This window comes from Amycolatopsis camponoti (genome assembly GCF_902497555.1).
Classification (GTDB): Bacteria; Actinomycetota; Actinomycetes; order Mycobacteriales; family Pseudonocardiaceae; genus Amycolatopsis; species Amycolatopsis camponoti.
Genome location: NZ_CABVGP010000002.1, coordinates 2,329,313 through 2,355,245 on the forward strand (window position 1 = coordinate 2,329,313; position 25,933 = coordinate 2,355,245).

The following is a 25,933-nucleotide window of genomic DNA, read 5'->3' on the forward strand; positions in this document are numbered from 1 at the left end:
TCTGCCGGATCAGCCCACGGGCACTCCGCGCACCGCGACCGGCCCCCGCGTCGGGTCCAGTTCGACGGCCTGGTCCACACCGGACGGCGTCAGCACGTCCAGGGCCTTCGGGGCCGTCGCCGGGTCCGCCGCGCAGAGCGGCGCCGTGCCGCCCGCCGCGCACAGGCCGAACGTGTACTGCCCCGCCGTCGGCGTGAACGGCCGCGCCTGGTCGGGGGAGTTGCCGTCCTGACCGGTCAGGACCACCGCGAACGTCCAACCGGCACTCGGTGTCCCGAAGGCCGACTTCGCCACGCTGACCGTGATGTACCGCGTCGCCTGCGAGGCCTGCACGGACGGCGTTGCCAGCGAAGCGCCCGAAGCGTCGACGAGCGCCGGATCGGCGAAGCCCTGGACCTCGAGGCGCCGGCTCCAGGCGTCCGGAGCCGCGATCGAGTACGCCCGGCTCGGGAACGGCGCCGCGGTCGACGTCGCCGTCGCGGCCGGGTCGTGCGCGTAGATCGTCAGCAGCTGCGCGCCCAGCGGCGAGCCGAAGGTCGGGGACAGGTCCCGGATCTGGGCGCGGAACACGAGGTTCGTGCCCGAGTCGATGACCTGGAACCGCTGCAGGTCGAACGCACCCGCGTGGAAGTCGCCCGCCGTCGGGTAGGTGTACGTGCCCGGGCCGTTGTCGTCGCCGTCCGGGTCGGCCGCGTCGAGCAGGACCGTGCCGGTGACGAAGTCCGAGCTGATCGTCTTCTGCGCGTAGCCGGTCCCGGTGCCGGAAGTGGCGGTCGCGGTGACGACGTTCGCGCCCAGCGGCGTCGGCACGGTCGCGCCGAACTTCCCGTCCGCGGCGGCCCGCACCGACAGCACCGAAGTCGTGCCTGTGTCGGTGTTCGAGACGGCCAGGTCGACCTGGCTGCCGGCGGGTGCGGTCCCGGACACGGAAGCGGTCGCGGTCGACACCGACGTCGGAGCGTCGAGGGTGACGGCCAGCGCCGCGGGCGGGACGTGCGTGACGTACCGGGCGCGGACGTCGGCGGGCTGCTCGGGCAGGCGGCCGTCGTCCAGGGCCCGGGCCAGGCGCACCGACTGCGACTGCGCCCAGCTCAGCGGCGCGACCGAGCCGGCGGGCTGCCCGGGCGCGAAGCCGATCGACGCCGTGCGCGGGTCCGAGCCATAGGGCGACGCCGGCACGGCCGGGTTTTCCCACGCCTGCTCGGGAATCAGCCCGGTGCCGCCGGTCTGGGCCCGCATGGCGCGCAGCAGCGCCGCCGCGCCGGCCCGGTCGCCGGTCTGCACCGCCTGCTCGCCGCGTTCACCGGCGAGCACCGGCCAGAGGTGCCCGGACCCGGTGTTCGGCCCCGGCCACGGTGCCCCGGTCGGCGCGCAGTTCGTCGGGTCGGGCTCGTAGCAGTCGCCGTAGCCGTCTTCGCTGCCCGGCGTGGAAGTCCCGTAGCGGTACCAGCCCGGGCCCGTCGGCGTGTCCCGCTTGATCACGCGGTCCACGACGCCGAGCGACGCGGTGACGTCCGGGTCGTTCGCGGGCAGCACGCCGAGGCGCGTCAGCTCGAGGAACCCGGCGTCGACGACCGCGCGCTGGTCGGCGTCGACCGAGCCGTTGCCGAGGTTGTAGATCCACTCGGAGTCCGGGTCGCCGTTCTTGGTCAGCCGCAGGAAGTACCGGCCGCCGTACGGCCCGGTCGACGTGACCGTCCACCCCTTGATGCCGCGCTGGAAGTGGTCCGCGGTGGCCCGGTAGACGCGGGCGCGCGCCGGGTCGCCGTTGCGGTCGGCGATCACGCCGGCCGCGACGAGCCCGGCGATCTCCGCGGCGATCGTCGAGGGCGAGTAGCCACCCTGCTCTTCCCAGCGCTCGGAGCCGAACGACGGCCCGTGCGCGACGACGAAGTCCGCGGCCGCGCGGATGTGGTCGGTGTAGAGCGTGCGGTCCCGGTCGAGCCCGGCCTGCAGCGCCATCAGGATCGGGTACGCGCTCTCGTCGAGCTGGTCGCCGCCGGAGTCGGGCGCCTTCTTGCCGTTGAGCATGGAGTTGCGCGGGAACCGGCCGTCCGGTTGCTGCTGACGGCCGAACAGCCACCGCACGCTCGCCCGGGCCGTCTCGCGGTCACCCGCGGCGAGCAGGCCCGAGAAGCTTTCGTAGAGGTCGCGGGCGAAGATCTCGCGGTAGGACCCGAAGTAGACGGGCTTGCCGCCCGGCGCGTCACCCGCGGAAACCGCCTGGCCCCACGGGCTGCCGAGCGAGGCGACCACCGCACCGGGGAAGGTCTTGTCCTCACTGGCCTTCAGCACGTTGACCGACTGGTAGTAAGCGTCGGAGTCCTTGCCGCGCAAGGGGATCAACCCGTTGTCGTAGTCACGCCAGCCGCGTGCGTAGTCCCGGTAGCTCTGGTCGAACGGCGTGCGCAGGCTGGCGCCGGCGGTCTGGACGGCCGCACGAGCGTCCGGGCCGAAGCCCAGTGCCAGCGTGGCCGGGCGGCGCGGCTGCAGGTCCAGCTGCGCGGTCTGCACGACGTTGCCGTTCACCGCCGACGGTGTCCGGTCGGTGAGCCGGTGGTCGCGGTCGAGCTGGGCCAGCCCGTCGCCGGCGGTGCCGGCGAAGCCGCTGGACGTGCCGAGGAACCGGCGGTCGGCGCGCAGGGCGGCGGCCAGCGGGGTGGCGTAGTCCCGGGCCGGCGCGCTCGACACCGTGTTCGCGTCGGCGCTGACCAGCGCGCTCGTCGCCGCGTCGACGGTCGCGGTGTCCCCGCCGCCGTTCGCCGGGCCGCCACCGCCGTTGCCGTTGATGCTCGCGTCGAACCGCACGTACACCTTGAGGTCCTGGCCGGACCCCCGCAGCGGGTCCAGCCGGGTCCGGATGAGCACGCCGGTCCGCGCCGGGTCGGCCAGGTACTCGGTGACCAGCCGGTACCGGCCGCTGCGCGGGGTCGACGTGATCTCGCACGCCATCCCGCCCGCGCTGGTGCGGACGGTGTAGGTCATGTCCCGCGCCTGCAGGTCGGTGAACGTGCGGCCGTCGGTGACGGCGAACTGCAGCGTCTCGACGTTCGTGTTGTCGATCACCGGCGCGTACACGTCGGACAGCACGCCGCCGGCCACCGTGAACCACGCCTTGCTCGTCGTGTTCCGCGCGGTACCCAGGCAGTCCTTGCGGGCCAGGCCGAAGTGCGAGAGGGCACCCGGCCCCGGATCCGCGGCGGCGACCGCCGCCGGTGCGGGGAGGAGAGCCGCGGCGAGCACCGCGCAGAGCACCACGGACCACGTCGACCGAGTCATCCGCCCATCCGATCACGCCGGTCCGCGGCGCACCAGAGCCGAACGCAGCAGGAAAGTCGTCACCCGTGATTGAGAAATCCGACCGGTGGGTAGCAAACGAACAGTCCCCCGAGGAGGTGAACGTGGAAGAGCACGGAGCGGACGGCTGGCGGTACCGCGGCACGATTTCGCCACGGACGCTGCCGAGTTTGCGGCGGCACCTCGTGTCGTGGCTGCGCAGACGCGCCGGTGACGAGGTCGGCAGGCAGGCCGACGACGTCGTCCTGGCCTGTTGGGAAGCGATGGCGAACGTGCTGGACCACGCCTACCGCGGCCGGCCCGGGCTGATCGACGTCCGGGCGAAGATCGACGAGGACGTCCTGATCGTCACCGTCGCCGACCAGGGGCGCTGGACCACGATCGCGGACCGGTCGGACGGCGGGCGCGGCCTGCGGCTGATCCAGGCCCTGGTCGACGGGCTCGATCTCCGGTCGACCGACGACGGCACGGTGATCACGCTGACCTGGCCGTTCCCGGTTCGCCGGACCGCTTGAGCGTCAGCCGGTCGAGAGGCTTTCGACGAACCGGGTCGCGACGTCCCGGAGCTTCACGTTGGTGTGCTGCGACTCCGCGATCAGGCGCTTCATGGCCTCGTCGGCGGGGATCCCGTGCACGGCCATGAGGATGCCCTTGGCCTGCTCGATCACCGCCCGCGAGCTCATCGCCGTCTCCAGCTCGGCGGCCCGCTGCCGGGCCCGGTGGTAGCGGCGCGTGGTGCGCAGCCCGAACGAGACGATCGTCGTGTAGAGCCGCAGCAGCCGGGAGTCGGTTTCGGCGAAGCCGTGGCCGCCGTAGCCGAAGAGGTTGAGCGCGCCGGCGAGGGAGCCGTCCACGCGTAGCGGCGCGGCGAGGTAGCTGCCGACGCCGAGGCTCAAGGCGTGGCTGGTGAATTCGGGCCACAGCGCGCCGGCCGTGGCGAGCGGCAGCCGGACGATCTCCCCGGTCTCGGCCGCCCGCAGGCACGGGCCCTCGCCCGCCGCGTACTGGACGCGGTCGATCTCGACGGCGCGTTCGTCGGTGGAGGCGGCGGTTTCCGGCTCGCCGTCGCGGATCGCGGTGATGCTGGCCAGGTCGGCCCCGGGGATGGCCCGGACGGCTTCGGCGCAGACGGCGTCGAGGATCTCCTGCTCGGAGGGCTCGGACTCCAGGGCACCCGTGAGGTCCGCCATCGCCGCGGTCAGCTCGTCGAGGTGCTCGGACGGGATCGGGTCCCCGGTCACTGCGCTCACCTCCGTCCTCGGTTCCTGCGCGCACAGTACCCGCGGGCGGCACGGCTCCGGCGATCGAGGAGGGCGGTGACTCCGGACCGGCGCTCGCTGCTGAACGTCATGGGTTGGGCGCCGGGGTCACCTCGCGACGACCGGCGCAACCCACCCGGCGACCGTCACTGAGCTGTGCGTACCCGGGTGCCGCGACAACCAACCCCTCAGCGGATCATCACTTTCGTCACCTGGGCGAGGCCGGAGACGCGCAGGACGCGCTCGAGCAGACGGGGCGCGGCCAGGCGCAGGTCGTGGGTGGCGGTCCGGTCGAACAGGGCCGCGATGCCCGCGCTGTCGATGTAGGTCACCCCGGTCAGGTCGACCGTCAGCGAGACACCGGCAGCGAGCTCGCGGTCCAGGGCCGCGCCGAACTCGGCCACGTTGCTCAGGTCGACCTCACCGGTCACGGTCAGGGTCCGGTTCCCGTCGTCGCCCGCGGAGGCGACCAGCGTGAGTGCCGTCGTCACGAACCGAGTCTCCATTCCAGCATGACGGTGGTGCCGTGTTCGTCGTGGCGGACCGCGACCGCGTCGGCGAGGGCTTCCATCATCGGCATCCCGCGGCCGCGCAGTACCCGGTTGTCCGGCGGCGGCCGCTTCCAGTGGCCGCGGTCGGACACCGTGACGACCAGGCGCGGACCGGCGAAGCGGGCCGAAAGGTGCGCGTTGCCCGCCGCTTCGGGGTAGGCGTGCTCGACGGCGTTCGCGCAGGCTTCGCCGGTGGCGACGAGCACGTCCTGCGCGAGGTCCTCCCCGAGCGAGGCCGTGCCCAGCCACGCGCGCAGCCAGTGGCGCGTCGAGGCGAGGCTGTCCGGGTGCGCCGGGAAGTCCAGCTCCAGCGGCGGCACCGAGCGGCGGTAGAGCAGCAGCGCGACGTCGTCCTCGTAGCCGTCCGCCGGCCGGAGCCGGCCCATCAGCGTGGCCGCCAGGTCGGTGAGGTCGGCGTCCCGCGCGTCGTGGGCGACCGAGGTGGCCCGGTCGATGCCGTCGTCCAGCGACTCGCGGCGGCGCTCGACGAGACCGTCGGTGTAGAGCATCAGCAGCGAGCCGACCGGGACGACCGCCGTGGCCTCCGGGCGCACGGCGGGGATGCGGACCGCGAGCGGCACGCTGCCGCCCGCGTCGAGGAACTCCGCCGTGCCGTCGCGGTGCACCAGCGTGGCCGGTGGGTGCCCGGCGCTGCTGTAGGTCAGCGTGCCGGTGGCGGGGTCGAGGACCCCGCAGAAAACGGTGGTGCACAAGGCACCCGGCAGCCGGTCGGCGAATCGGTCGAGCGTGGTCAGGGTGTGCGCCGGGCCGTTGGCCTCCAGCAGCAGCGCGCGGCACGCACTGCGCAGCTGGCCCATCACCGCGGCCGCGGCGAGCCCCCGGCCGACGCAGTCGCCGACGACGATGCCGATCCGGTCGCCGGCCAGCGGGACGACGTCGTACCAGTCGCCGCCGACTTCCAGCGGCGGGTTCGCCGGTTCGTAGCGCACCGCGAAGCCGTCGGGCAGCAGGGCCGGACCGAGGATCGAGCGCTGCAGCGCGATGGCGACCTCGCGCTGCCGGTCGTCGCGGTGGGCGCGGCGCAGGGCGTGCGCGACCGTCCCGGCCAGCAGCGCCAGCAGCGTCCGGTCCTCGGTGCCGAGCGGGCGGCGGGGGTCCGGTTCGACCCAGAGCGTCAGCCGGCCGCCGGGGTGGTCGAGGCTCGCGCCGACCCCGCTCCCCGCCGCGGTCGCGTGCAACGCCGGGAGCGAGCGCACTTCGTCGAGCTTCGCGCGCAGCGGCGCGGCGAGGCCGGTCCACAGCCGGTCGCCGGGGTCGGTGGACGTCAGCTCCGGCTCGCCGTCGTGCGGCCAGGTCACCGCGAGCACCCGCTCGGCCTGCCACAGCTCGCGCATCAGGTCCAACGCGGTGTGCAGCGCGTCCGGCACCCCGCTGACCCCGGCGAGGCGCTGGTTCATGGCGGCGAGCGCGTTCTCCCGCTGCACGGCGTAGCGCTCCGCGGTGACGTCGCGGATCGTGCCGACGAACCGGCGGCTGCCCTCGTCGTCGTGCAGCTCGTTGTAGGCGACCGCGGCCCACACCCGGTGGCCGTCGCGGTGCCGCAGCGGCAGCACGAAGCTCCCGGCGGGCTCGTCCCGCGCCCGGGCGAAGGCGTCGGCGACCTGCCGGTACGCGTCGGGGTCGGCCTCCCGGCCCGGCCACCACGGGTGCGGCGGCGCGTAGGGGGCTCCGTCGGGCTCGAAGCCGAGCAGCTCGGTGCACGCGGCGTTCAGCTCGACGACCCGCCCGTCGCCATCGCAGACGAAGAAGCCCTCCTGCAGGGAGTCGATCATCGCCGCGCGCCACCGGGCGTGCTGCGTCCGCAGCCGGGCCAGCCGGATGATCGTGCGGACGCGGGCGAGCAGCTCCAGCGCGGAGAACGGCTTCACGAGGTAGTCGTCGGCCCCGGCGGACAGCCCGTCGACGGAAGCCTCCTGGCCGGCGCGGGCGGACAGCAGCACCACGGGTACGGCGGCGGTGCGCGGGTCGCGGCGCAACGCGGCGAGCAGGCCCAGGCCGTCGAGGCGCGGCATCATCACGTCGCTGATGATCAGGTCGGGCGGCTCGGCCGACGCTGCGGCGAGCGCCTCGACGCCGTCGCGCACGGTGGTCACCGTGTAGTCCTCGCGCAGCAGCCGCAGGAGGTAGTCGCGCATGTCGGCGTTGTCGTCGGCGACCAGCACCCGGGCGCCCGTCGCCGACCCGGGGGCGACGTCGGGAGCCGGCTCTCCCTCCGGCAGCCAGCGCAGGGCCTCCTGCACGTACGGCTCGGCGGTCTCCGCGGCGATCCCGGCCGCCGACGGCGCCGGCGCGACGTGTTCGGGCGGCAGGTGGGCGGTGCCGAGCGGCAGCCGGATCCGGAACGTCGTGCCGGCTTCGGGGATGCTCTCGGCGGTGACGGTGCCGCCGTGCATGCCGACGAGCTCGCGCACCAGGGCCAGGCCGATCCCGCTGCCCTCGTTCGAGCGCGCCCGCGCCGACGGGATCCGGTGGAACCGCTCGAACAGCCGGGGCAGCTCGGCGGGCTCGATCCCGATCCCGGTGTCGGACACGGTGACCACGGCGTGCTCGCCGTCCAGGGCGGTGCGGACCCCGATCTCGCCCTCGAAGGTGTACTTGACCGCGTTGGACAGCAGGTTGAGGACGACCTTCTCCCACATCCCGCGGTCGACGTGCACCGGGCGGCCCAGCGGGTGGCAGCCGACCTCGAACCGCAGCCCGGCCCGTTCGACGGCGGCGCGGAACACGCTCGCCAGCTCCGCGGTGAACGCGGCGAGGTCCACCGGTTCGAAGCGGGCCTGCATCCGGCCGGCTTCGATCCGCGAGAAGTCGAGCAGGTTGTTCACCAGCCGGCCCAGCCGCAGCGCGTTGCGGTGGATGACGGCGATCTCCTCGCGGACGCGCTCGTCGGCGTCGCCGAGCGTCTTGTCCAGCTCGGCGACCGGGCCGAGGATCAGCGTCAGCGGCGTCCGGAACTCGTGGCTGATGTTGGCGAAGAAGGTGGTCTTCGCCGCGTCCAGCGCGCTCAGCTCTTCGGCGCGCCGCTGCTGGGCCTGGTACGCGAGCGCGCCGTTGACCAGCGCCGCGGTCTGCTGGGCGACCAGCCCGAGGAACGTCCGGTAGGACTCGTCGAGCGCACGCCCGGCGCTCGCCGCGAGCACGACCACGCCGCTCGCGGCGGTGCCGGGGGCGCCGGGCAGCGGCAGAACCATCGCCTCGGTGGGCGGGGTCGACCACTCGCCCGAGGGCAGCTCGCCGAAGGCCGCCGTCAGGTCGGCCACGGTGCGCGCGGTGCCGTCGGCGAGCACTTCCCGGAGCGGCCAGCCGCCGGCGTGCCCGGCCTCGCCGGGGGTGACGGCCGCGAGGGCGAGCTCACCGTCGTCGCCGCGGACGTGGATCGCGGCGTAGGGGACGTCGGCGCCGGCCCGCCCGAGCACGTCGGCGACCAGCTCGCAGGCTTCGCCGACCGTGCGGGCGATGCCGGCCTGAGCGCCGAGCTCGCGCAGGGTCGCCATCCGGCGTTCGCCGATCACGCGCTCGGTGGTGTCGGTGACCGCGGTGAACACGGCACGCACGGCGCCGTCGTCGTCGTACACCGGGCTGTAGGAGTAGGTCCAGTAGGTCTCTTCCCAGTAGCCGTGCCGGTTCATCGGCAGCAGCAGGTCCTCCGACCAGGTCGCCTCGCCGGTGGTCATCACGCTGTCGAGCATCGGGCCGATGATGTGCCAGATCTCGCCCCAGACCCGCGCGCCCGGCTTGTCCAGCGCCGGGTGCTTGGTGCCGAGCAGCGGCAGGTAGGCGTCGTTGTAGAGGAACCGGAGCTCGGGACCCCACCAGACGATCATCGGGAAGCGCGAGCTGAGGCAGATCCGCACGGCCGTGGTCAGGCTGGCCGGCCAGTCCGCCGGGTTCCCGAGCGGTGACGACGTCCAGTCGAACTCCCGCATCCGGGCGGCCATCTGGCTGGTTCCCGGAAAGGCGGCGCGCTGGCCCGATTCCTCGCCGACGCTCATCACCACTCCCGGTTGACGCGGTCCCGGCGAGCCTACCCGCCCGGAGCCGGAGCCGCCGTGTCGTGAACGGGGGGTGCTCAACCGCCGGAAAGCCAGGTCATCGTGACCGTCGTGCCGTCTTCGCGGTGCACCTGCACGCTGTGGTCGGCGAGGCTGTCGATGAGCAGCAGGCCGCGTCCCCGCAACCCGTTCGTCGCGGTCGGGGCGCGCCAGGCGCCGTAGTCGGTGACCGTCACCGTCAAGCGGCCGTTCAGCGCCTCGGCGTGCACGTCGATCGTGCCCGCGTCCCGGTCGCGGTACGCGTGCTCGGCGGAGTTGGCCATCGCTTCGTAGCCCGCGAGGACGACGTCCTCCTGGCGTTCTTCGCTCAGCCCGAGCGTGCCCAGCCAGTCCGCGAGTGCCCCGCGCAGCTCCGGCAGCCGGTTCGCCACGGCGGCGGTGCGCCGGTGGAACGTCGCCGGGGGCGCGGGCGCTCCCGGGGGGAGAGGGTCCGTCATACTTCGTCCTCTCCGCGGTGGTGCACGTGGATCAGCGCGATGTCGTCGTCGTGCCGGCCGCGGGTCAGCTCCGCGACCAGCTTGTCCCAGGCCGGGCCGAGGTCGGCCGCGCCCAGCACCTCCGGGATGCCCGCCAGGAGCCATTCCACACCCAGGGTGAGGTCGCGCGTGCGGCTTTCGACGAGTCCGTCGGTGTAGAGGACGAGATCGGCCCCCGGCGGGAACCCGGTGCTGCGCTGGGGGAACTCGGTGCCGATGCCCAGCGGTTGCGCCAGCGCCTCGCCGATCTCTTCGGGCGCGGCGCCCGGGCGCACCAGGATCGCCGGCAGGTGACCGGCGTTGGCGAAGGTCAGCGTGGCGTCGTCCGGCCGGTGGACCGCGTAGAAGCAGGTGACGAAGCTTTCGCCGAACAGCCCGCCGGTGAGCGCGGAGACGGCGCGCAGCACCTCCGAAGGCGGCAGCTCGAGCAGCGCGTAACAGCGGATGGCCGTGCGGACCTGGGCCATCACGGTCGCGGCCGTGACGCCGTGGCCGACGACGTCGCCGATCACGAACGCCGTCGCGCCGGACGGGAGCCGGATGACGTCGAACCAGTCGCCGCCCACCTTGCTGCCGGTCGCCGCGGGCAGGTAGCGGGTGAGCACGTCGAGGCCCGGCGCCGAGGGCGCGACCGGCAGCATGCTGCGCGACAGTTCCGAAGCGAGGGTGCGCTCGCGCTCGTACAGGCGGGCGTTGTCGAGCGCGATGGCGGAGTAGGCGGCGATGCCTTCGGCGAGGTACTCGTGGCGCGCGGTGAACCGGTCCGGCCGCGAATGCCCGAAGAAGAACCCGCCCAGTACCTCTTCGCTGGTCGGGCTGATCACCGGCACCGCGAGGTAGCTGCACACGGGCAGGTGCCCGGCCGGCATCCCGTGGTGCGGCGCGTTCTTCCCGAACCGCGGGTCCCGCGTGATGTCGGGGCTGCGGACGGTGCCGTCGCCGTCGAACGTCGGCGCGAACACCGCGGTGTTGCGCGGCATGGGGAACCGGTCGAACGTCTCCCGCGGCACCCCCGAAATCGTGTACAGCGTGTAGGACTCGCCGAGCTCGTCGATCAGGTTGTAGAAGAACGCGCCGAACTCGGCGCCGGTCGCCCGGGTGGCCGCGTCGGTCGCGTCCTGCACCATCCGGTCGATGTCGAGCTGCGCGGTGAGCTCGCGGCCGGTGGAGTGCACCGCGTCGAGCACCGCCGCTTCGTCCCGCAGCTGCCGCACGGTGGCCGCCAGGTGGGCGGTCGCGGCTTCGACGGCTTCGGCCACGGCCGACGGTGTCCCGCCGACCTCGCCGGTGGTGTGGACCAGCACGCCGTGCCCGTCGCCGGTGACGGCGATCGCGGCGGTGACCTCGCGGCCGGGCAGCAGATCCGCCAGGACCACGCGGTCGGTCACGGCGACCGCGACGTGGTCGCCGAGCACCCGGCGCGCTTCGGCCGGGTCGAGGGGCCGGACTTCGGTGGCCGCAGCGGTTCCGGTGCCGTCGACGAACGCCCGGCGCACGGCGTCGAGCAGCTCGGCGAAGTCCGGTGCCGTCATCCGGTGGCCAGCGCCTCGGAGAGCGACGGGTAGATGGCGAGCTCGTCGGTCAGCCGGGTCAGCTCCAGCGGCCGCAAGGTGATCCGGCCGGTGGCCACCACCCGCAGCGAGGTGGACACGGTCCGCCCGCGGTGCGCCCGCACGAGCTCGGCCATACCGGCGGAGGCGAGGAACGTCACCCCGGTCAGGTCGATGACGAGGACCGCGGGCCCGAGGCGGGCGGCGCGTTCGGCGAGCTGCCGGAGCTTGGGGGCCAGCGCGAGGTCGAGGTCCCCGTCGACCCGGAGCACGGCGGTGCCGTCCCGGTCCTCCAGTGCCACCGCGCCCGCCGAGCTCGCGGCGTCGCCGAGGGTGTTCCCGGTCTCGTCGGTGTCGGCCATGACGCTCATCCTGCCTGCTCGTGGGCGGCGTGCAAAACGGAAGTGGTGCTGACACGGCGGTCTCCGGCGAGGACGGGCATGATTGATCCCGGTTGAGCAGACAGCCTTGGCGATCACGCGCGCCCACCGGAGGGTCGCGGGCGCTGCCGAGGGCAAGGAGAAGCACGATGACGGAGCACGTTCACACTGAGGGCTCGGCCACCCCTGTGCCATTCGGCGAGTTCCGGATCGCCCGAATGGAGCAGGGCGACGCACTCGTCCTCGAGGTGGCCGGGGACGTGGACACGACCACCGCGCCGGCCCTCGTCCGGGCGGCCGGAGAGGCACTGGCCGAAAAACCGCCCCTGCTGGTGGTCGACCTGACCGGGGTGGAGTTCCTCGCCTCGCCCGGGTTGACGGCGCTGCTGACCATCCACCGCGACGCCGGCCCCGGCACCGCGGTGCGGATCGTCGCGTCCGGCCGGGCGACGTTGCGCCCGATCCAGCTGACCGGGCTCGAGGAGAGCCTTTCGCTGTTCCCGACCCGGGAAGCGGCGCTGGCCTCGTCCTGACCGGTGTCGTCCCGGCCCGCCTCATTCGCCGGCCGGGACGACCTGGCGCTCGATGACCAGCAGGGCGACGTCGTCCTGCGCGGCCTGATGGCCGATCAGCGAGGCCATGATCTGCGCGCAGGCCCGTTCGGGGTCCCCGGCGCGCAGGGCCTCCGCCAGCTGCAGCATCCCCACGTCCACCGGCCGGTCCCGGCGCTCGACCAGGCCGTCGGTGTAGAACGCCAGCACACTGCCCGGTGTCAGCTCGACCACCGTCGTGCGCCGCCGGGGCTGCCCGATGGTCAAGCCGATCGGGGGGTCCGCGGGCACGTCCAGCAGCCGGCCCGGTCCGCCGGCCGCGGTCTGCACGGGCGGCAGGTGCCCGGCGAGGGACAGGGCCATGGTGTCGCGGCCCGGCTCGACGATCCCGTAGGCGACGGTGGCCATCGCGCCGTGTTCGAAGTGGTTGGCCTTGCGGTCGAGCTTGGCGAGCACCTCGTCCGGGCTTTCGCAGTCGAGGGCGTAGGCACGCAGGGCACTGCGCAGCCGTCCCATGATCACGGCGGCCTCGAGTCCGTGGCCGGAGACGTCGCCCATCACGACGCCGAGCCGGTCGCCCGGCAGCATGAACAGGTCGTACCAATCGCCGCCGAGGCCGGTTTCCGCGCCGGGCACGTACCGGGCGCCGAAAGCGAGGCCGGGCACGTCGGGCAGGCTGCTGGGCAGCAGGCTGCGCTGCAGCGCCATGGTGGCGGAGCGGTTCTCCTCGAGCGACTCGACCTGGATCGCCATCGCCAGGCGATCGGCGAGCAGCTGCATCGTGGCGATCTCGGGCTCGGTGAACTGCCGGGGCGAGACGACGCCGACGTGCAGCACCCCGACGAGCTCGGACCCGGCGAGCATCGGCACGCCGAGCAGGGAACGCAGTCCCCGTTCCCAGAGCAGGGAGTTCACGACGGTGGTTTCGTCGACGCAGTCGAGGACGACGGGCGCGCGCTCGAGCGCCACCCGGCCGGCGAAGCCGCTGCCGACCGGCACCCGCACGCCCTGGTGGACCTCCTCCTCGATGCCGGCCGCCGCGAAGGCCACCAGCTGACGGCCACTGGCCTGGTACCGCAGCACGGTCGCGGTGTCGACGCCCATGACCTCACGCAGGCGCTGCAGCGTCTCGGCGAGCAGCTCGGCCAGCCCGAGGTGCTCGGCGGGCACGCCGATGATCTCTTCCAGCTGCCGGAGCCGGTCCTGGGTGTCGAGACTTCGCGACATGCAAAGACCCTAGCCGGAAGTCCTTGGGGCGCCCAGCCGTGCCGGGTTTCACCGGCGGGTCCCGGCGGGTAACCAGCCCGGCGTGAGCGTCGACTTGGAGTGGGTGGCCGTGCTGCGGCACGGGCAGAGCACCGGGAACGTGGCCAGGGAAGAGGCGGAGTCGGCCGGGGCGGATGTGATCGACGTCGCCGAACGCGACGCCGACGTCCCGCTGACCGACCTGGGCCGGGAACAGGCGAAGGCGGCGGGGGAGCTGTTCGCCGCCCGCCCGCCGGACCTCGTGGTCACCTCGACCTACCGCCGGGCCTGGGACACCGCCCGCCTGGCCGCGCCCGCGGGGGTGCCGATCGTCCCGGACGAGCGGCTGCGCGACCGCGAGCTCGGCGTGCTGGACCTGCTGACGTCGCACGGGGTCCGCGAGCGGTGGCCCGACGAGCTGCGGCGCAAGCGGCGGCTGGGCAAGTTCTACTACCGGCCGCCGGGCGGGGAGTCCTGGGCGGACGTCGTGCTGCGGCTGCGGTCCCTGCTGCGCGAGCTGAGCGCGGACCACCCCGGCCGGCGCGTTCTGCTGGCCGCGCACGAGATGACCGTCTACGCGCTGCGCTACCTCCTCGAAGGGCTGCCGGAACCCGACCTGCTGCGCGTCGCCGGCAGCACCGAAATCCCGAACGGCTCGGTCACCTCCTGGGAGCGCGACCGCGACGGCGGGTTCACCATGGTGCTGGCCCAGGAGGTCGGCCACCTGCGCGCCACCGACACCCCGCCGACGGCGGACGACGATGCCGCCGAGCAGCTCTCCTGACCCGGTCCCGATCAGCCCGGCCCTGTTGCGGGACAGGCTGATCGGCACCGGGGACCGCGGAACGGTGCTCGTGCTCGGCGGCGCCCGGACGGTGCCGGGCGCGCCGGCGCTGTCCGGCACCGCCGCCCTGCGCGCCGGCGCCGGCACGCTGCAGCTCGCGGTCAGCGAACGGCACGCGGTCGCGATCGGCGTCTCGGTCCCCGAGTCCTCGGTGTACGGGCTGCCCGAGACCGAGTCCGGCGCGATCGGTGCCGGCGCCGTCGACCGGCTCGCCGAGGTGCTTCCCGGCGTCGGCACCCTCGTCGTCGGTCCCGGCCTCACCGGCGCCGGGGAAACCGAAGACCTGCTGCGCCGCTTGGTGCCCGCCCTCGCCCCGGACGCCCGGGTGGTGCTCGACGCGTTCGCGCTCGGGGCGCTCAGCCGGGCCCCCGAACTGGCGAAACCCCTGGCGGGCCGGCTCGTGCTGACGCCGAACCGGACCGAAGCCGCGTTCCTCGACGACCGCGCCGAAGAGGACGTCGACGACCTCGAGACCGCGGTCCGGATCGCGGATCGCTACGACGCGGTCGTGCTGCTGATGGGCGTGATCGCCGAGCCGGGCGGGCGCACCTGGCGCGACGGCAGCGGCCACGTCGGGCTGGCGACATCCGGCAGCGGTGACGTCCTGGCCGGGCTGACCGGCGGTTTCCTCGCCCGCGGGGCGGACCTCGGCCAGGCCGCCTGCTGGGCGACGCACGTCCACGCCGTGGCGGGCCAGCGGCTGATCCCGGACACCGGGAGCACCGGCCTGCTCGCGCGCGAGCTGGTCGCCGAGATCCCCCGGGTGATCGCGGAGCTGGAACGCTGAGCCGTCACCGCTGCGCGGTCGGGCGCACGATGACCTCGTTCACGTCGACGCCGTCGGGCTGCCCGATCGCGTACGAGATCGCCCCGGCGATGGTGTCCGGCGGCAGCGTCACCGCGCGGTAGGTGCGCATGGCTTCGCGCGCACCGGGCTCGGTGATGGTGTCGGCCAGCTCCGACTCGACGACGCCCGGCGACACGGTCGTGACGCGGATGCCGGGGTCGGCCTCCAGGCGCAGGCCTTCGGTGATCGCGCGGGCCGCGTACTTCGTGGCGCAGTAGACCGCGGCCGTCGGCACGACCTCGTGCGCGCCGGTGGAGGCGATCGTCACGAAGTGCCCGCCGCCTTGGCGCCGGAAGTGCGGCAGTACCGCGGCGATCCCGTGGAGCAGGCCGCGGACGTTGACGTCGAGCATCCGGTCCCACTCGTCGACGTGCAGGGAGTCCAGGCGGGACAACGGCATCACGCCGGCGTTGGCGACGAACACGTCGAGCCGGCCGTGCGCCGCCACGGCGGCATCGGCGAAGGCGGCGACCTCCGCGCGGTCGGTGACGTCGAGGCGGTGCACGTCGGCGGTGCCCCCGGCGTCGTGGATCTCCTTCGCCAGCGCGGTCAGCCGGTCTTCCCGCCGGGCGCCGAGCACGACGTGGTGGCCTTCGCGGGCCAGCCGCAGCGCCGTGGCGTGCCCGATGCCGCTGCTGGCACCGGTGATGAGAACGATCTTCACGATTTCTCCTTGGCTGGGAAGTCGGCGCCGAGGGTGGTCTCGCGCCAGGTGTCGAAGCCGGCCCGGAGGGTTTCGAGCCGGGCGGTGGCGATGTCGTAGGCGGCCTTGCCGAGGAGCAGCCGCAGGGGCGGTTCCTCGGCGTCGACGGCGGCGAGGACGGCTTCGGCCGCGCGGACCGGGTCGCCCGGCTGGTGGCCGTAGGTCGCGGTGGTCGCGGCCCGCCGGGCACCGGCCGTCTCGGCGTAGTCGTCGATGTGCGTCGCGGACTGGCGCATCGACGGGCCGGACCAGTTCGTGCGGAACGCGGCGGGCTCGACGATGGTCACCTTGATGCCCAGGGGGGCCACTTCGGCGGCCAGCGACTCGGAAAGCCCTTCCACAGCGAACTTCGTGGCGTGGTAGTAGCCGGTGGCCCCGAAGGCGGCGAGCCCGCCGAGCGAGGACACGTTCACGACGTGCCCGCTCCGCCGGGCGCGCATGCCGGGCAGCACCGCCTTCGTGACGTCGGCGAGGCCGAAGACGTTGGCGTCGAAGAGCTTCCGGACTTCGTCGTCCTCGCCTTCCTCGATCGCGGCGAGGTAGCCGTAGCCGGCGTTGTTGACCAGGACGTCGATCCGGCCGAACGCGGTTTCGGCCCGTTTCACCGCGTCGGCGACCTGGGCGTGGTCGGTGACGTCGAGCGGCAGGGCCAGCGCGCGGTCGCCGTGCTTGGCGACGAGGTCGGCGACCCGCGCGGGGTCGCGGGCCGTGACGACGGCCCGCAGGCCGCGGTCGAGCACGGCTTCGGCCAGCGCGCGGCCGAGGCCGGTGGAGCAGCCGGTGATGAACCAGTTTTCGGGCATGACGAAGTACTCCGTCCATGGTGGAAATGACAGAAAGGGGTTGTTCTCAGCCGGCGGCGAGGCTGCCGAGCAGGGCGAGCCCGGCTTCCGACGGGCTGCCGGGCTCGGCCTGGTAGACCACCAGCTGCTGGCCGGGCGCGCTGTTCACGGTCAGCGCCTCGTAGCTCAGGACCAGCTCGCCGACCAGCCGGTGGTGGAACCGCTTGGTCTCGTGGGTCTTCTGGCGGATGTCGTGCCGGGCCCACAGCCGGCGGAAGTCCGCGCTCTTGACCGACAGCTCGCCGACCGTCTCGATGAGCCGGGGATCGTCCGGATCGAGGCCGGCGGCCACGCGCAGGCCGCCGACGGTGTTCACCGCGACGCGCTCCCACTCCGGGTAGAACTCGCGCGCGTCCGGGTCGAGGAACACCAGCCGGACCAGGTCACCGCTGTGGGTGTGACCACCGAACAGCGACTCGCCCAGCGCGTTGTGCGCGAGCACCTCGAGGCAGCGGCCGAGCACGAGCGCGGGCGTGTCCGGCCAGCCGTCCATCAGCCGCAGGAGGTTCGGGCTGACCTGCTCCCGCCGCCGCGCGCGCCGGCGTCTCGGAGCGGGCTGGGCCAGCCGGTGCAGGTGCGCGGTGGCGTCCTCGTCGAGGGCCAGCCCGTGGGCCAGCGCGTCGAGGACCTGCGCTGACGGGTTCCGCTCCCGGCCCTGCTCGAGCCGGACGTAGTAGTCGGTGCTGACGCCGGCCAGCACCGCGACTTCTTCGCGGCGCAGCCCCGCGACCCGCCGCGACCCTCCCGCGGACAGGCCGAGCTCCGTCGGGCCCACCTGTTCGCGGCGGGCCCGGAGGAACTCCCCGAGCGCGTTCTCCGCCGATGCCCCCGCCGCCACCCTCAACGGAGGAGCTCCGCTCCGCGGGTCTTTCTCAGCCATGATCCGAGGCTAACGCCGATCCGGCAGGGAAGGGTGGCCGCGCCGCACCCACCCTCGGGCTCAGGCGAGCTTGATCGGCTCGCCGTCCCGCTCCGGCTGCAGCAGCGTCGCGGTGGCTTCGCGGCCGTCGACGTCGAAGGTCATCACGGCGTTCCCGAAGTGCGGTCCCGAAACGCAGCCCCAGGTCAGCGGCGCGGGCGGGACGCCGACCCGGCGGGCCAGCCCTTCGCTGAGCCGGGTCAGGCTCCGCGCCCAGCCGGCGCGGAACAGGCGGTTCATGTACCAGGGGACGGTGTTGTGCACCGGCGAGCAGGTGAGCTGGTGCACCGGCGCCCCCGGCAGGTCGGCCCGGGCGACGTACGCGTGGTGGACGTCGCCCGAGAGCACGCTCACCGACGCCGGGCCGTCGTCCGCGACGCGGGCGATCAGCCGCGTCAGCCGGTCGAACGAGTCGCGGAACGCCGGCCAGTGCTCGAGGTCGGCCAGCTGCCGGAACCACTCCGACACCCGCCCGACGAGCCCCGGCCGCGCGCAGAGGCGCTCGCTGACCGACTGCGCGGCCGAGAGCGCGGTGGGCATCAGCCACGGCAGCGACGTCCCGATCAGCAGGTGGTCGAACTCGCCTTCGGACTGCTCCTCGATCCAGCGGAACTCGGCGTCGCCGACCATCGAGCGCTCGCCGCCGCCCAGGATGCGGCCCGCCCGCGAGTCGATGACCAGCAGCCGGACCGGGCCGAAGTCGCGCCGGTAGGACCACCGGGTGCCCTTGGCGCCGTCGGCTTCGCGGTCGGCCTGGTCGGCGAACTCGCGCAGCAGCGGCGCGTTGTCCGCCCCCGACGTGCTCACCCGCTGGTAGAGGTCGTCTTCGGCCAGCTCGCGCGGCCCGAGGTTGCCGAGGTGCTGGTAGACCCAGTACGACACGAGCGCGCCGCGGATCCGCTCCGGCCACCACGACGTGCGGGTCATCTCCTCGCGCCAGGCCTGCGAGGTGTTCCAGTCGTCGCGCACGTCGTGGTCGTCGAAGATCATCGACGTCGGCACGGTGGACAGCAGCCACCGCACCGCCGGTTCGCACCAGGCCTCGGAGTAGAGGTGGCAGTACTCCTCGAAGTCCGCGACCTCGGTGCCGGGCGGCACCTTCGTGTCGCGCCGCCCGGCCAGCCACTCCTGCGTCGCGTCGGTGGTCTCGTCGGCGTAGACCTGGTCGCCGAGCAGCAGCAGCGACTCGGGCCACTCGCTTTCGTCGAGCCGGGCCATCCGGTGGGCGTACGCGGCGAGCGCGTCCGGGCCGAGCGCGTCCTCCTCCCGCGGCTTGCGGCACGACCCGAACACCAGCCGGAACCGCGGGTCACCGGGGGTGAGCGTCCGGATCCGGCTGGGCGGCAGGTCGCTGTCGGGCCCGGGCCAGACGAGCTCGCCGTCGAGCCGCACCTCGTACCGCGTGCTGCGGCCGGGTTCCAGCCCGGTGAGCACGACCAGCGCGTAGTGGTGCCCGGCAACTTCGAACGTCCGGGCTTTCGCTTCCGCGACAACGACTTCGCACGGACCGCCGGTCTCGACCCAGATCGTCGCCGAGGTGGCGTCGACGTGCCGGAGCAGCGGTCCCAGGAGGAGCTCGGTCATCCCCGGATCCTTTCAGCAGTACGGCCGATCGGCAGTTCGAACGATCGCGAAACATTCCGAAAATCGTTGACCGGTCCCGGGTCGCGAACCAACGATCGTCACAGCTGCGCCCTGCTCCCGGAAAGGATTGACTCGAGTGCGAAGACTCGTCACCGCCCTCCTCGCCGCCGTGTTGTCGATCGCCGCCGCCATCGTGCTGGTGATCACGGCGCAGCCCGCGTCGGCGGCCACGCTCACCCGCGTGACCGGTTTCGGCACCAACCCCAGCAACCTGAACATGTACGCCTACGTCCCGGACCACGTCGCCGCCAAGCCGGCGCTGCTGGTCGCGCTCCACTACTGCACCGGTTCGGCTTCGGCGGTCTTCAACGGCTACGCCCGCGACTACGTCACCGCGGCCGACCAGTCCGGCTACGTCATCGTCTTTCCGGAAGCGACGCGTAGCGGGCAGTGCTTCGACGTCTCCTCGCCGCAGGCCCTCACCCGCGGCGGCGGCAGCGACCCGGTCGGCATCCTGTCGATGGTCGACTACGCCAAGCAGCACTACAACGTGGATCCCGCCCGGGTCTTCGTCACCGGCTTCTCCTCCGGCGCGATGATGACGAACGTCCTCGCGGCGGAGTACCCGGACGTCTTCGCCGCCGGCTCGGCGTTCATGGGCGTCCCCGCCGGCTGCTTCGCCACCACCGACGGGTCGAGCTGGAACAGCCAGTGCTCGGGCGGCCAGCTCATCAAGACCGCGCAGCAGTGGGGCGACCAGGCCCGCCAGATGAGCGGCGGGCGGACCGGCCCGTACCCGCGCATGCAGCTGTGGCACGGCACCGCCGACGACACCCTGCGCTACCCGAACTTCGGGGAGGAGATCAAGCAGTGGACCAACCTGCGTGGGGTGAGCCAGACGCCGTCGTCGAGTGACGCGCCGCAGTCCGGCTGGACGCGCACGCGCTACGGCAGCACCGGCACGCAGGCGCCGGTCGAAGGGATCAGCGTCCAGGGCGCCGGGCACGCGCTGCCGCAGAACGGGATGGTGGCGTACGCGATCGCGTTCCTCGGCCTGGACAGCGGCGGCTCGTCGACCACCACGACCACGCCGGGATCCTCCGGCGGCACCACGCTGGGCAGTGCGGCGAGCGGGACCGGGCGCTACTTCGGCACGGCGGTCTCGGCGAGCAGGCTCTCGGACAGCGTCTACACCGGCATCCTGAGCCGCGAGTTCTCCATGATCACGCCGGAGAACGAGATGAAGATGGACGCCACCGAGCCTTCGCAGGGCCAGTTCTCCTACGGCAACGCCGACCGGATCGTCGCCCAGGCGGCGAGCCAGGGCGCCCGGATGCGCGGGCACACCCTGGCCTGGTACGCGCAGCAGCCCGGCTGGATGCAGGGCATGGAGGGCTCCGCGCTGCGGTCGGCGATGCTGAACCACGTCACCCAGGTCGCGACCCACTACCAGGGCAAGATCTACGCCTGGGACGTCGTCAACGAGGCCTTCGCCGACGGCGGCTCGGGCGCCCGGCGCGACTCGAACCTGCAGCGCACCGGCGACGACTGGATCGAGGCGGCCTTCCGCGCCGCGCGGGCGGCCGACCCGGGCGCGAAGCTCTGCTACAACGACTACAACACCGACGACTGGAACCAGGCGAAGACCCAGGCCGTGTACCGCATGGTGCAGGACTTCAAGTCCCGCGGCGTGCCGATCGACTGCGTCGGCTTCCAGTCGCACTTCAACAGCAACAGCCCGGTGCCGTCGAACTACCAGACCACGCTGCAGAACTTCACGAACCTCGGCGTGGACGTGCAGATCACCGAGCTGGACATCGAGGGGTCGGGCACCACGCAGGCGAACAACTACCGGACCGTCACCCAGGCCTGCCTGGCGGTGGCGCGCTGCACCGGGATGACGGTGTGGGGCATCCGCGACACGGACTCGTGGCGGGCGTCCGCGACTCCGCTGCTGTTCGACGGCAACGGCCAGAAGAAGGCCGCCTACACCGCGGTGCTCGACGCGCTGAACGGCGGCACGACCCCGACGCCGACCACCACGCCGACGACACCCACGACGCCGACCACACCCACCACACCGACGACCACCACACCGACGACCACCACCCCGACGCCGGGCGGGTGCACCGGGACCTACGCCAAGACGGCGGAGTGGAACGTCGGCTTCAACGGGCAGGTGACCGTCACCGGCTCGAACAGCTGGGTGCTCACGATCACCTTCCACGAACCCCAGAAGGTCATCGGCAGCTGGAACTACACCGGGACCTACGACAGCACCGGGTACGTGCTGACCGCGCGGCCCAACGGGAGCGGCAACGTCATCGGGTTCACCGTGCAGCACGGCGGCAACCTGACGGCGCCGACCGTGACCTGTTCGGTGGGCTAGAACAGCCGGCCGACCTCGTCCGCGGGCGGTTCCTCCAGGCTGAGGAGGAACCGCTTGCGGGTGAGGCCACCGGCGTACCCGGTCAGGCCGCCGCTCGTGCCGACCACGCGGTGGCACGGCACGATGACGCTGATCGGGTTCCAGCCGTTGGCGTTCCCGACCGCCTGCGCGGCCCCGGGGTCGCCCAGCTCGGCGGCCAGCTGCCCGTACGTGCGGGTTGCGCCGTACGGGATCTTGGTCAGCATCGCCCAGACCTGCTTCTCGAACGCCGAGCCGCGCGGCGCGAGCTCGAGGTCGAACTCGCGCCGCGTGCCCGCGAAGTACTCGCCGAGCTGCTGCCGCGCCGCCTCGAAGGCGTCGTCGTCCCGGGGGCCGAGGTCGGTGAGGTGGGGTGTCCGGAGATGGCCGTCGAAGTAGAGCCCGGCCAGCGCCGCGCCGTCGCCGACCAGGGTCAGCGGTCCGATCGGTGACGCGATGACGGCGTGCTTCATGGCGCCCAGCCTACAAGTCAGCCCTGGCTGGTCTTCACCGAGAGCGAGTCGACGCTCATCTCCGCGCCGGGCGTGATGTCCGCACTCGGGGAGGTGCACCCGCAGACCTTGTTGGGGTAGGAGCCCCCGATGGCGACGTCGAAGATGACGAAGAACCCGTGGTCGACGGCGGCCTTCCAGGTCGCGTCGGACACCTGGTTCTGCTTCACCGCGAAGGTCTGGTTCCCGTCCAGGTAGAAGCGCAGCTCTTCGGCCGCGGCGTCACGGCGGTCCACGATCACCGAGTAGGTGTGGTAGCCCTCCTGGCAGCCGGCGCACTCCTGCAGGTCGCTGGTGATGCCGTCGGGGTCGTGGCACTCGCCCTGCCACTGTCCACAGTGGAAGGTGGTGGAGTGCTTGCTCAGCGCGTTGACGTCTTCCATGATGTCGAGCTCGCCGATGCTCGGCCAGTTCGTCGCGCCGACCGGGCGGGCGTCGGCACCCATCGCCCAGAAGGCCGGCCAGTAGCCGAGGCCGCTCGCGGGGGAGGGCTGCTTGAGCGTCGCGCTGATCTCCAGCTGGCCGCCTTCGGGTGCCGCGAAGTCGGTGCGCTGCGTTTCGATCCGGCCGGACGTCCAGTTTCCGGCCGCATCGCGCAGCGGCTTGATCGCCAGGTGGCCGGCGCCGTCGTGGTAGACGTTGTCCGTCGAGTTCGTCGCTGTCTCGAGTTCGCCGGTGCCCCAGTTCGCGGCGCCGCCCTGGTAGCCGGTTCCCGTGTCGTAGAGCCAGTCCTGGGCGTCGAGGCCGGAGCCGGCGGCGCCGTCGAAGTCGTCCTGGAACACGGTGGTCCACCCGGCTTCGGCGTGCGCCGGGGCGGCGGTCAGGACGAAGGACAGCGTGGCGAGCACGGCGGTGAGCCGCTTGGCGGTGCGCATGAGGTCTCGCTTCCGGAGGGGAATGGGGTCGTCCACGACCTGCGAGGCCATCCACTGTCACCGCTGGTCCGCGCCCGAGTCAAGGGATGTGCCCGGAAGTACCCGGCGCCCGGTACCCGTGGGCAGTACCGGGGGAGTCCCGTTTGGAATTCGCCGCGGCGGGGCAGCGCGCGGGCCGGGTGAGTCGGTGGTCTGGACCTTCTTTCGAAGGGTTGCCAGGTAACGAAACCGGAGTCATAGTTTGTTGACGTCCACAACGAATCCTGCGAACCGCCCTCGGAAGTCCTCTTTGGACTCCGCCGTATCCTCAGAGTGGAGGACGCCTTGATCTCCCGTCGCTCGTTCCTCGGCCTCACGGCGGCGACGCTCGCCACCGCCACCGCGCTGCCCCTCGCGCGGTCCGCCTCCGCGGCGACGCCGGACACGTTCGGTCTCGAGCTGGTGAACAATTCCGGCTCCGGCACCGTGTACGCCTACGTCACCGGCACGACGCCGGACGGGCGCCTGGTGCTGCTGCGCGCCGACGGTACGCCGTACTACCCGGACTCGCCGTCGGCGCCGACGACGCCGCTGCCGGAGGACTGCGCCATCCCGATCTCCTCGGGTGCGCAGGTGTCGGTGCCCAAGATGGGCGGCGCGCGCATCTACGTCGTCACCGACGCGAAGCTGGACTTCTTCCTCGACCCGGGGCCGAACCTGGTGCACCCCAGCTTCCTCGACTCCGGTGATGCGAACTTCGGCAAGAACTGGTCGTTCAGCGAGTTCACGTTCAACGACACGCAGCTGTTCGCCAACATCAGCTACGTCGACTTCGTGGGCATCCCGATGGGACTCTCGCTGACGTCCGGGTCCGGCACGTCGTCGGTCAGCGGACTGCCGGCCGGTGCGCTGGACCAGATCGCCTCGTCGCTTTCCGCGCTGGGCGGCGAGTGGGGCGGCCTGGTGCAGACCGGGGGAAGCGGCACCCTGCGCGTGCTGTCGCCGCACCACCACGCGGCGCAGTTCGGCGGGTACCTCGACGCCTACATCGACCAGGTGTGGCAGAAGTACGCGGGCACGGACCTGGTCGTCGACTCGCAGAACCCGGGCGTGGGAACGTTCACGGGCCGCGTCTCGGGCGACCAGCTGGTCTTCGGGGCCGAGTCGTTCGCCAAGCCGGCGACAGCGGACGTGTGGAGCTGCGACAGCGGCCCGTTCGCCCTGGCCGCGGGAGCGAGCGACGCGCGCAAGGCGATCGTCCCCCGCCTGGCGGCAGCGCTGAACCGCACGACGTTGCTGGACAACCCGAACCAGCCCACGGCGGAGGACCCGGCCCGCTTCTACGGCGGCGAAGCGACCAACCACTACGCGCGCATCGTCCACTCGAAACTCCCGGACAACCGCGGATACGCGTTCCCGTACGACGACGTGAGCCCGGGCCCCGACTTCAGCGGCGCGGTCTTCGCGGGCGACCCCCAGGTGCTGACGATCACGATCAACGCGGCGCACGGCTAGAGGCAGTGCGGCCAGAGGCAGTGGAAAAACTGTCGGTGGTGACGGCTAGCCTCATGGGCATGAACACGGACGACGCGACGGTCCCGGCGGACCAGCTGACCAAGGGCCAGTGGTTCTGGCACGAGCCGGCGCCGGGCCTGCCCGCGTGGCAGCTGCAGGTGACCTCGGCGGAGTTGCTGGAGGACTCCGTCGAGATCTTCACCACGGATGAGGAGCGGGAGTTGGTTTCGTATCCGCGGAACCGGTTGGTTCGGTTGGCCGGGGCCGCTTGAGGGTGGGTTTGTGAGGTAGGGCACTTTCTGGCCGGGGGGCCGGGGCCGGAGGGGAGTGCGGGGGCTGGGCCGGGGGCAGAAGGGGAAGTGCGGCGGCCGGGTCGGATCCGGTAGCGCCGGCGGCCGGGTGTGGTCGCTCTGCTGCCGGATGTACGGCGGCTGGGGCAGGATCCTGGAGCGCTAGCGGTGGGGTAGCGACCGCTCTGCCGCCGGGAGTGCGGTAGCTGGGGCAGGTTCCTGGTATGCCAGCGGCCAGTCGCGATCGCGCTGCTACCGGTGTGTGGCGGTTGGGGCAGGACCCGGAGCGCTAGCGGCTGGGTAGCGACTGCTTTACCGCCGGAACTGCGCGCTGCTTGCCGCTCGGCCGGTTCGGGCCGACCCCCACTCCCATGCACGGTTTTCGGCCGGTTCGGGTCGACCGCCACTTCCCTGCGCGGTTTCGCGTGAATTTGCCGCCCTGCGCGACTTCTCTCGGCCCATCCGTCTCGGCCGTACTTCATTCCGTGCCGCCGTGCCGCCGTGCCGCCGTGCCGCCGTGCCGCCGTGCCGCCGTGCCGCCGTGCCGCCGGACCACTGTCCGGATCCGGCGCCAGGTGATCAGCCCGGGTTCTGGTCCCGCAGGGCCGCCGGGCGCCAGGTCATGCGGACCGTCGTCCCGGCTTCACCTGTGTCGATGTCCGTCTGGTCCGTCACCTTCTCGATCAGCACCAGCCCCCGGCCGCCCGAGGTGTGCGCGCTTGCGCGGCGTGGGCGGGTCTGGGGGATGCCGCACCCCGTGTCCGTCACCGTGACCGTCACCGCGTCGCCGGCTCGGGATGCCTGGAGGCGGGCCCAGCCGTGGCCGTCCGGGTAGGCGTGGGCCGCTACGTTCGCCAGCGCCTCGTACGTGGCCAGCGTGATGTCGTGCGTGCTCGCCGGGTCTAGGGGGAGCTCGCCCAGCCAGCGGGTCAGCTTGCGGCGCAGGTCCGCCATCTCGTTCGGGAGCGCGGGCGCCAGCTCTTCGAACGTCGAGGTGGCTACGGCACCGGCGACGGCGCGGGCCGGGGGCGTGGCCCCGGTTTGGCCCGCCTCGGTGTTCTGACCCACATCGACGTCGGGTTCCGAGGTGTGTCGATACACGATCCGCTCCCATCATCAGCCACGGTTTCCCCCGTGCTTCGGGCTTCTCTGGAGAGCTACCCATCGCGATGGGGTCTTACCCGTTGTGCTTTCCGTGACATCGCGCTACCTTGGAGTTGCTCCTCGCGGATGT

Annotated in this window: 22 protein-coding genes; 7 read left to right on the forward strand and 15 right to left on the reverse strand. The window is 72.8% G+C overall.

All coding sequences use genetic code 11. The features are described 5' to 3' along the window. Positions 1-9: 9 nt before the first annotated feature. Positions 10-3,279 carry a glucodextranase DOMON-like domain-containing protein gene (locus tag AA23TX_RS31300; RefSeq protein WP_155546358.1) on the reverse strand — a complete coding sequence of 1,090 codons (3,270 nt, stop codon included), beginning with the start codon at positions 3,277-3,279 and terminating at the stop codon, positions 10-12. Positions 3,280-3,401: 122 nt separating this feature from the next. On the opposite strand from AA23TX_RS31300, the gene AA23TX_RS31305 reads away from it, so the two are divergent. After that, positions 3,402-3,812 (forward strand): ATP-binding protein, encoded by a 411-nt coding sequence (locus AA23TX_RS31305; RefSeq protein ID WP_155546359.1) that lies wholly within the window; start codon positions 3,402-3,404, stop codon positions 3,810-3,812. Between the two features lie 3 nt (positions 3,813-3,815). Here AA23TX_RS31305 and AA23TX_RS31310 read toward each other — a convergent pair whose 3' ends face one another. The 6 genes from AA23TX_RS31310 to AA23TX_RS31335 form a co-directional block, all read right to left on the reverse strand. Continuing rightward, positions 3,816-4,538 (reverse strand): GAF and ANTAR domain-containing protein, encoded by a 723-nt coding sequence (locus AA23TX_RS31310; RefSeq protein ID WP_155546360.1) that lies wholly within the window; start codon positions 4,536-4,538, stop codon positions 3,816-3,818. A gap of 206 nt (positions 4,539-4,744) precedes the next feature. Further along, positions 4,745-5,047, reverse strand: coding sequence for an STAS domain-containing protein (locus AA23TX_RS31315; RefSeq protein ID WP_155546361.1), 303 nt, complete (start codon positions 5,045-5,047; stop codon positions 4,745-4,747). Next, positions 5,044-9,120, reverse strand: a complete 4,077-nt coding sequence (locus AA23TX_RS31320) for a SpoIIE family protein phosphatase (RefSeq protein ID WP_155546362.1) — start codon at positions 9,118-9,120, stop codon at positions 5,044-5,046. Before AA23TX_RS31320 ends, AA23TX_RS31315 begins: the two co-directional genes overlap by 4 nt. A 77-nt stretch (positions 9,121-9,197) precedes the next feature. Further along, positions 9,198-9,617 (reverse strand): ATP-binding protein, encoded by a 420-nt coding sequence (locus AA23TX_RS31325; RefSeq protein WP_155546363.1) that lies wholly within the window; start codon positions 9,615-9,617, stop codon positions 9,198-9,200. Further along, positions 9,614-11,188 carry a PP2C family protein-serine/threonine phosphatase gene (locus tag AA23TX_RS31330; protein ID WP_155546364.1) on the reverse strand — a complete coding sequence of 525 codons (1,575 nt, stop codon included), beginning with the start codon at positions 11,186-11,188 and terminating at the stop codon, positions 9,614-9,616. The genes AA23TX_RS31325 and AA23TX_RS31330 overlap by 4 nt, the downstream gene beginning before the upstream one ends. Further along, positions 11,185-11,568, reverse strand: a complete 384-nt coding sequence (locus AA23TX_RS31335; RefSeq protein ID WP_155546365.1) for an STAS domain-containing protein — start codon at positions 11,566-11,568, stop codon at positions 11,185-11,187. The genes AA23TX_RS31330 and AA23TX_RS31335 overlap by 4 nt, the downstream gene beginning before the upstream one ends. Before the next feature lie 167 nt (positions 11,569-11,735). Between AA23TX_RS31335 and AA23TX_RS31340 the strand changes: the two genes are divergently transcribed. Further along, a complete protein-coding gene (locus tag AA23TX_RS31340; protein ID WP_155546366.1) occupies positions 11,736-12,119 on the forward strand; it encodes an STAS domain-containing protein in 384 nt (127 codons plus the stop codon). A gap of 21 nt (positions 12,120-12,140) precedes the next feature. On the opposite strand, the gene AA23TX_RS31345 is transcribed toward AA23TX_RS31340, so the two are convergent. Beyond that, a complete protein-coding gene (locus AA23TX_RS31345; RefSeq protein ID WP_155546367.1) occupies positions 12,141-13,364 on the reverse strand; it encodes a PP2C family protein-serine/threonine phosphatase in 1,224 nt (407 codons plus the stop codon). Between the two features lie 82 nt (positions 13,365-13,446). On the opposite strand from AA23TX_RS31345, the gene AA23TX_RS31350 reads away from it, so the two are divergent. Next, on the forward strand, positions 13,447-14,166 hold the full coding sequence (locus tag AA23TX_RS31350) for a histidine phosphatase family protein (protein ID WP_155546368.1): 720 nt from the start codon (positions 13,447-13,449) through the stop codon (positions 14,164-14,166). A 25-nt stretch (positions 14,167-14,191) separates the two neighbouring features. Beyond that, a complete protein-coding gene (locus AA23TX_RS31355) occupies positions 14,192-15,013 on the forward strand; it encodes an NAD(P)H-hydrate dehydratase (protein ID WP_230862777.1) in 822 nt (273 codons plus the stop codon). Between the two features lie 4 nt (positions 15,014-15,017). On the opposite strand, the gene AA23TX_RS31360 is transcribed toward AA23TX_RS31355, so the two are convergent. From AA23TX_RS31360 to AA23TX_RS31375, 4 genes are read right to left on the reverse strand one after another with little or no spacing between them, the layout of a single operon-like run. Next, positions 15,018-15,737 carry an SDR family oxidoreductase gene (locus tag AA23TX_RS31360; RefSeq protein WP_155546370.1) on the reverse strand — a complete coding sequence of 240 codons (720 nt, stop codon included), beginning with the start codon at positions 15,735-15,737 and terminating at the stop codon, positions 15,018-15,020. Next, positions 15,734-16,579: an oxidoreductase gene (locus AA23TX_RS31365; protein WP_155546371.1), complete on the reverse strand. Its 846-nt coding sequence runs from the start codon at positions 16,577-16,579 to the stop codon at positions 15,734-15,736. The genes AA23TX_RS31360 and AA23TX_RS31365 overlap by 4 nt, the downstream gene beginning before the upstream one ends. 46 nt (positions 16,580-16,625) lie before the next feature. Continuing rightward, positions 16,626-17,498: a helix-turn-helix transcriptional regulator gene (locus tag AA23TX_RS31370; RefSeq protein WP_155546372.1), complete on the reverse strand. Its 873-nt coding sequence runs from the start codon at positions 17,496-17,498 to the stop codon at positions 16,626-16,628. Positions 17,499-17,558: 60 nt separating this feature from the next. Beyond that, a complete protein-coding gene (locus AA23TX_RS31375) occupies positions 17,559-19,121 on the reverse strand; it encodes an alkaline phosphatase D family protein (RefSeq protein WP_155546373.1) in 1,563 nt (520 codons plus the stop codon). Between the two features lie 136 nt (positions 19,122-19,257). Between AA23TX_RS31375 and AA23TX_RS50815 the strand changes: the two genes are divergently transcribed. Next, positions 19,258-21,510 carry an extracellular catalytic domain type 1 short-chain-length polyhydroxyalkanoate depolymerase gene (locus AA23TX_RS50815; protein WP_155546374.1) on the forward strand — a complete coding sequence of 751 codons (2,253 nt, stop codon included), beginning with the start codon at positions 19,258-19,260 and terminating at the stop codon, positions 21,508-21,510. Here AA23TX_RS50815 and AA23TX_RS31385 read toward each other — a convergent pair. After that, positions 21,507-22,001: a methylated-DNA--[protein]-cysteine S-methyltransferase gene (locus AA23TX_RS31385; RefSeq protein WP_155546375.1), complete on the reverse strand. Its 495-nt coding sequence runs from the start codon at positions 21,999-22,001 to the stop codon at positions 21,507-21,509. The two genes, AA23TX_RS50815 and AA23TX_RS31385, sit on opposite strands and share 4 nt — an antisense overlap. A 17-nt stretch (positions 22,002-22,018) precedes the next feature. Then, a complete protein-coding gene (locus AA23TX_RS31390; protein ID WP_155546376.1) occupies positions 22,019-22,915 on the reverse strand; it encodes a glycoside hydrolase family 16 protein in 897 nt (298 codons plus the stop codon). A gap of 324 nt (positions 22,916-23,239) precedes the next feature. On the opposite strand from AA23TX_RS31390, the gene AA23TX_RS31395 reads away from it, so the two are divergent. Next, complete coding sequence (locus AA23TX_RS31395; RefSeq protein WP_155546377.1) at positions 23,240-24,409, forward strand: beta-1,3-glucanase family protein; 1,170 nt, start codon at positions 23,240-23,242, stop codon at positions 24,407-24,409. Positions 24,410-24,468: 59 nt separating this feature from the next. After that, positions 24,469-24,681 carry a hypothetical protein gene (locus tag AA23TX_RS31400; RefSeq protein ID WP_155546378.1) on the forward strand — a complete coding sequence of 71 codons (213 nt, stop codon included), beginning with the start codon at positions 24,469-24,471 and terminating at the stop codon, positions 24,679-24,681. A 597-nt stretch (positions 24,682-25,278) separates the two neighbouring features. On the opposite strand, the gene AA23TX_RS31405 is transcribed toward AA23TX_RS31400, so the two are convergent. Continuing rightward, positions 25,279-25,800 carry an ATP-binding protein gene (locus tag AA23TX_RS31405; RefSeq protein WP_230862778.1) on the reverse strand — a complete coding sequence of 174 codons (522 nt, stop codon included), beginning with the start codon at positions 25,798-25,800 and terminating at the stop codon, positions 25,279-25,281. Positions 25,801-25,933 lie beyond the last annotated feature (133 nt).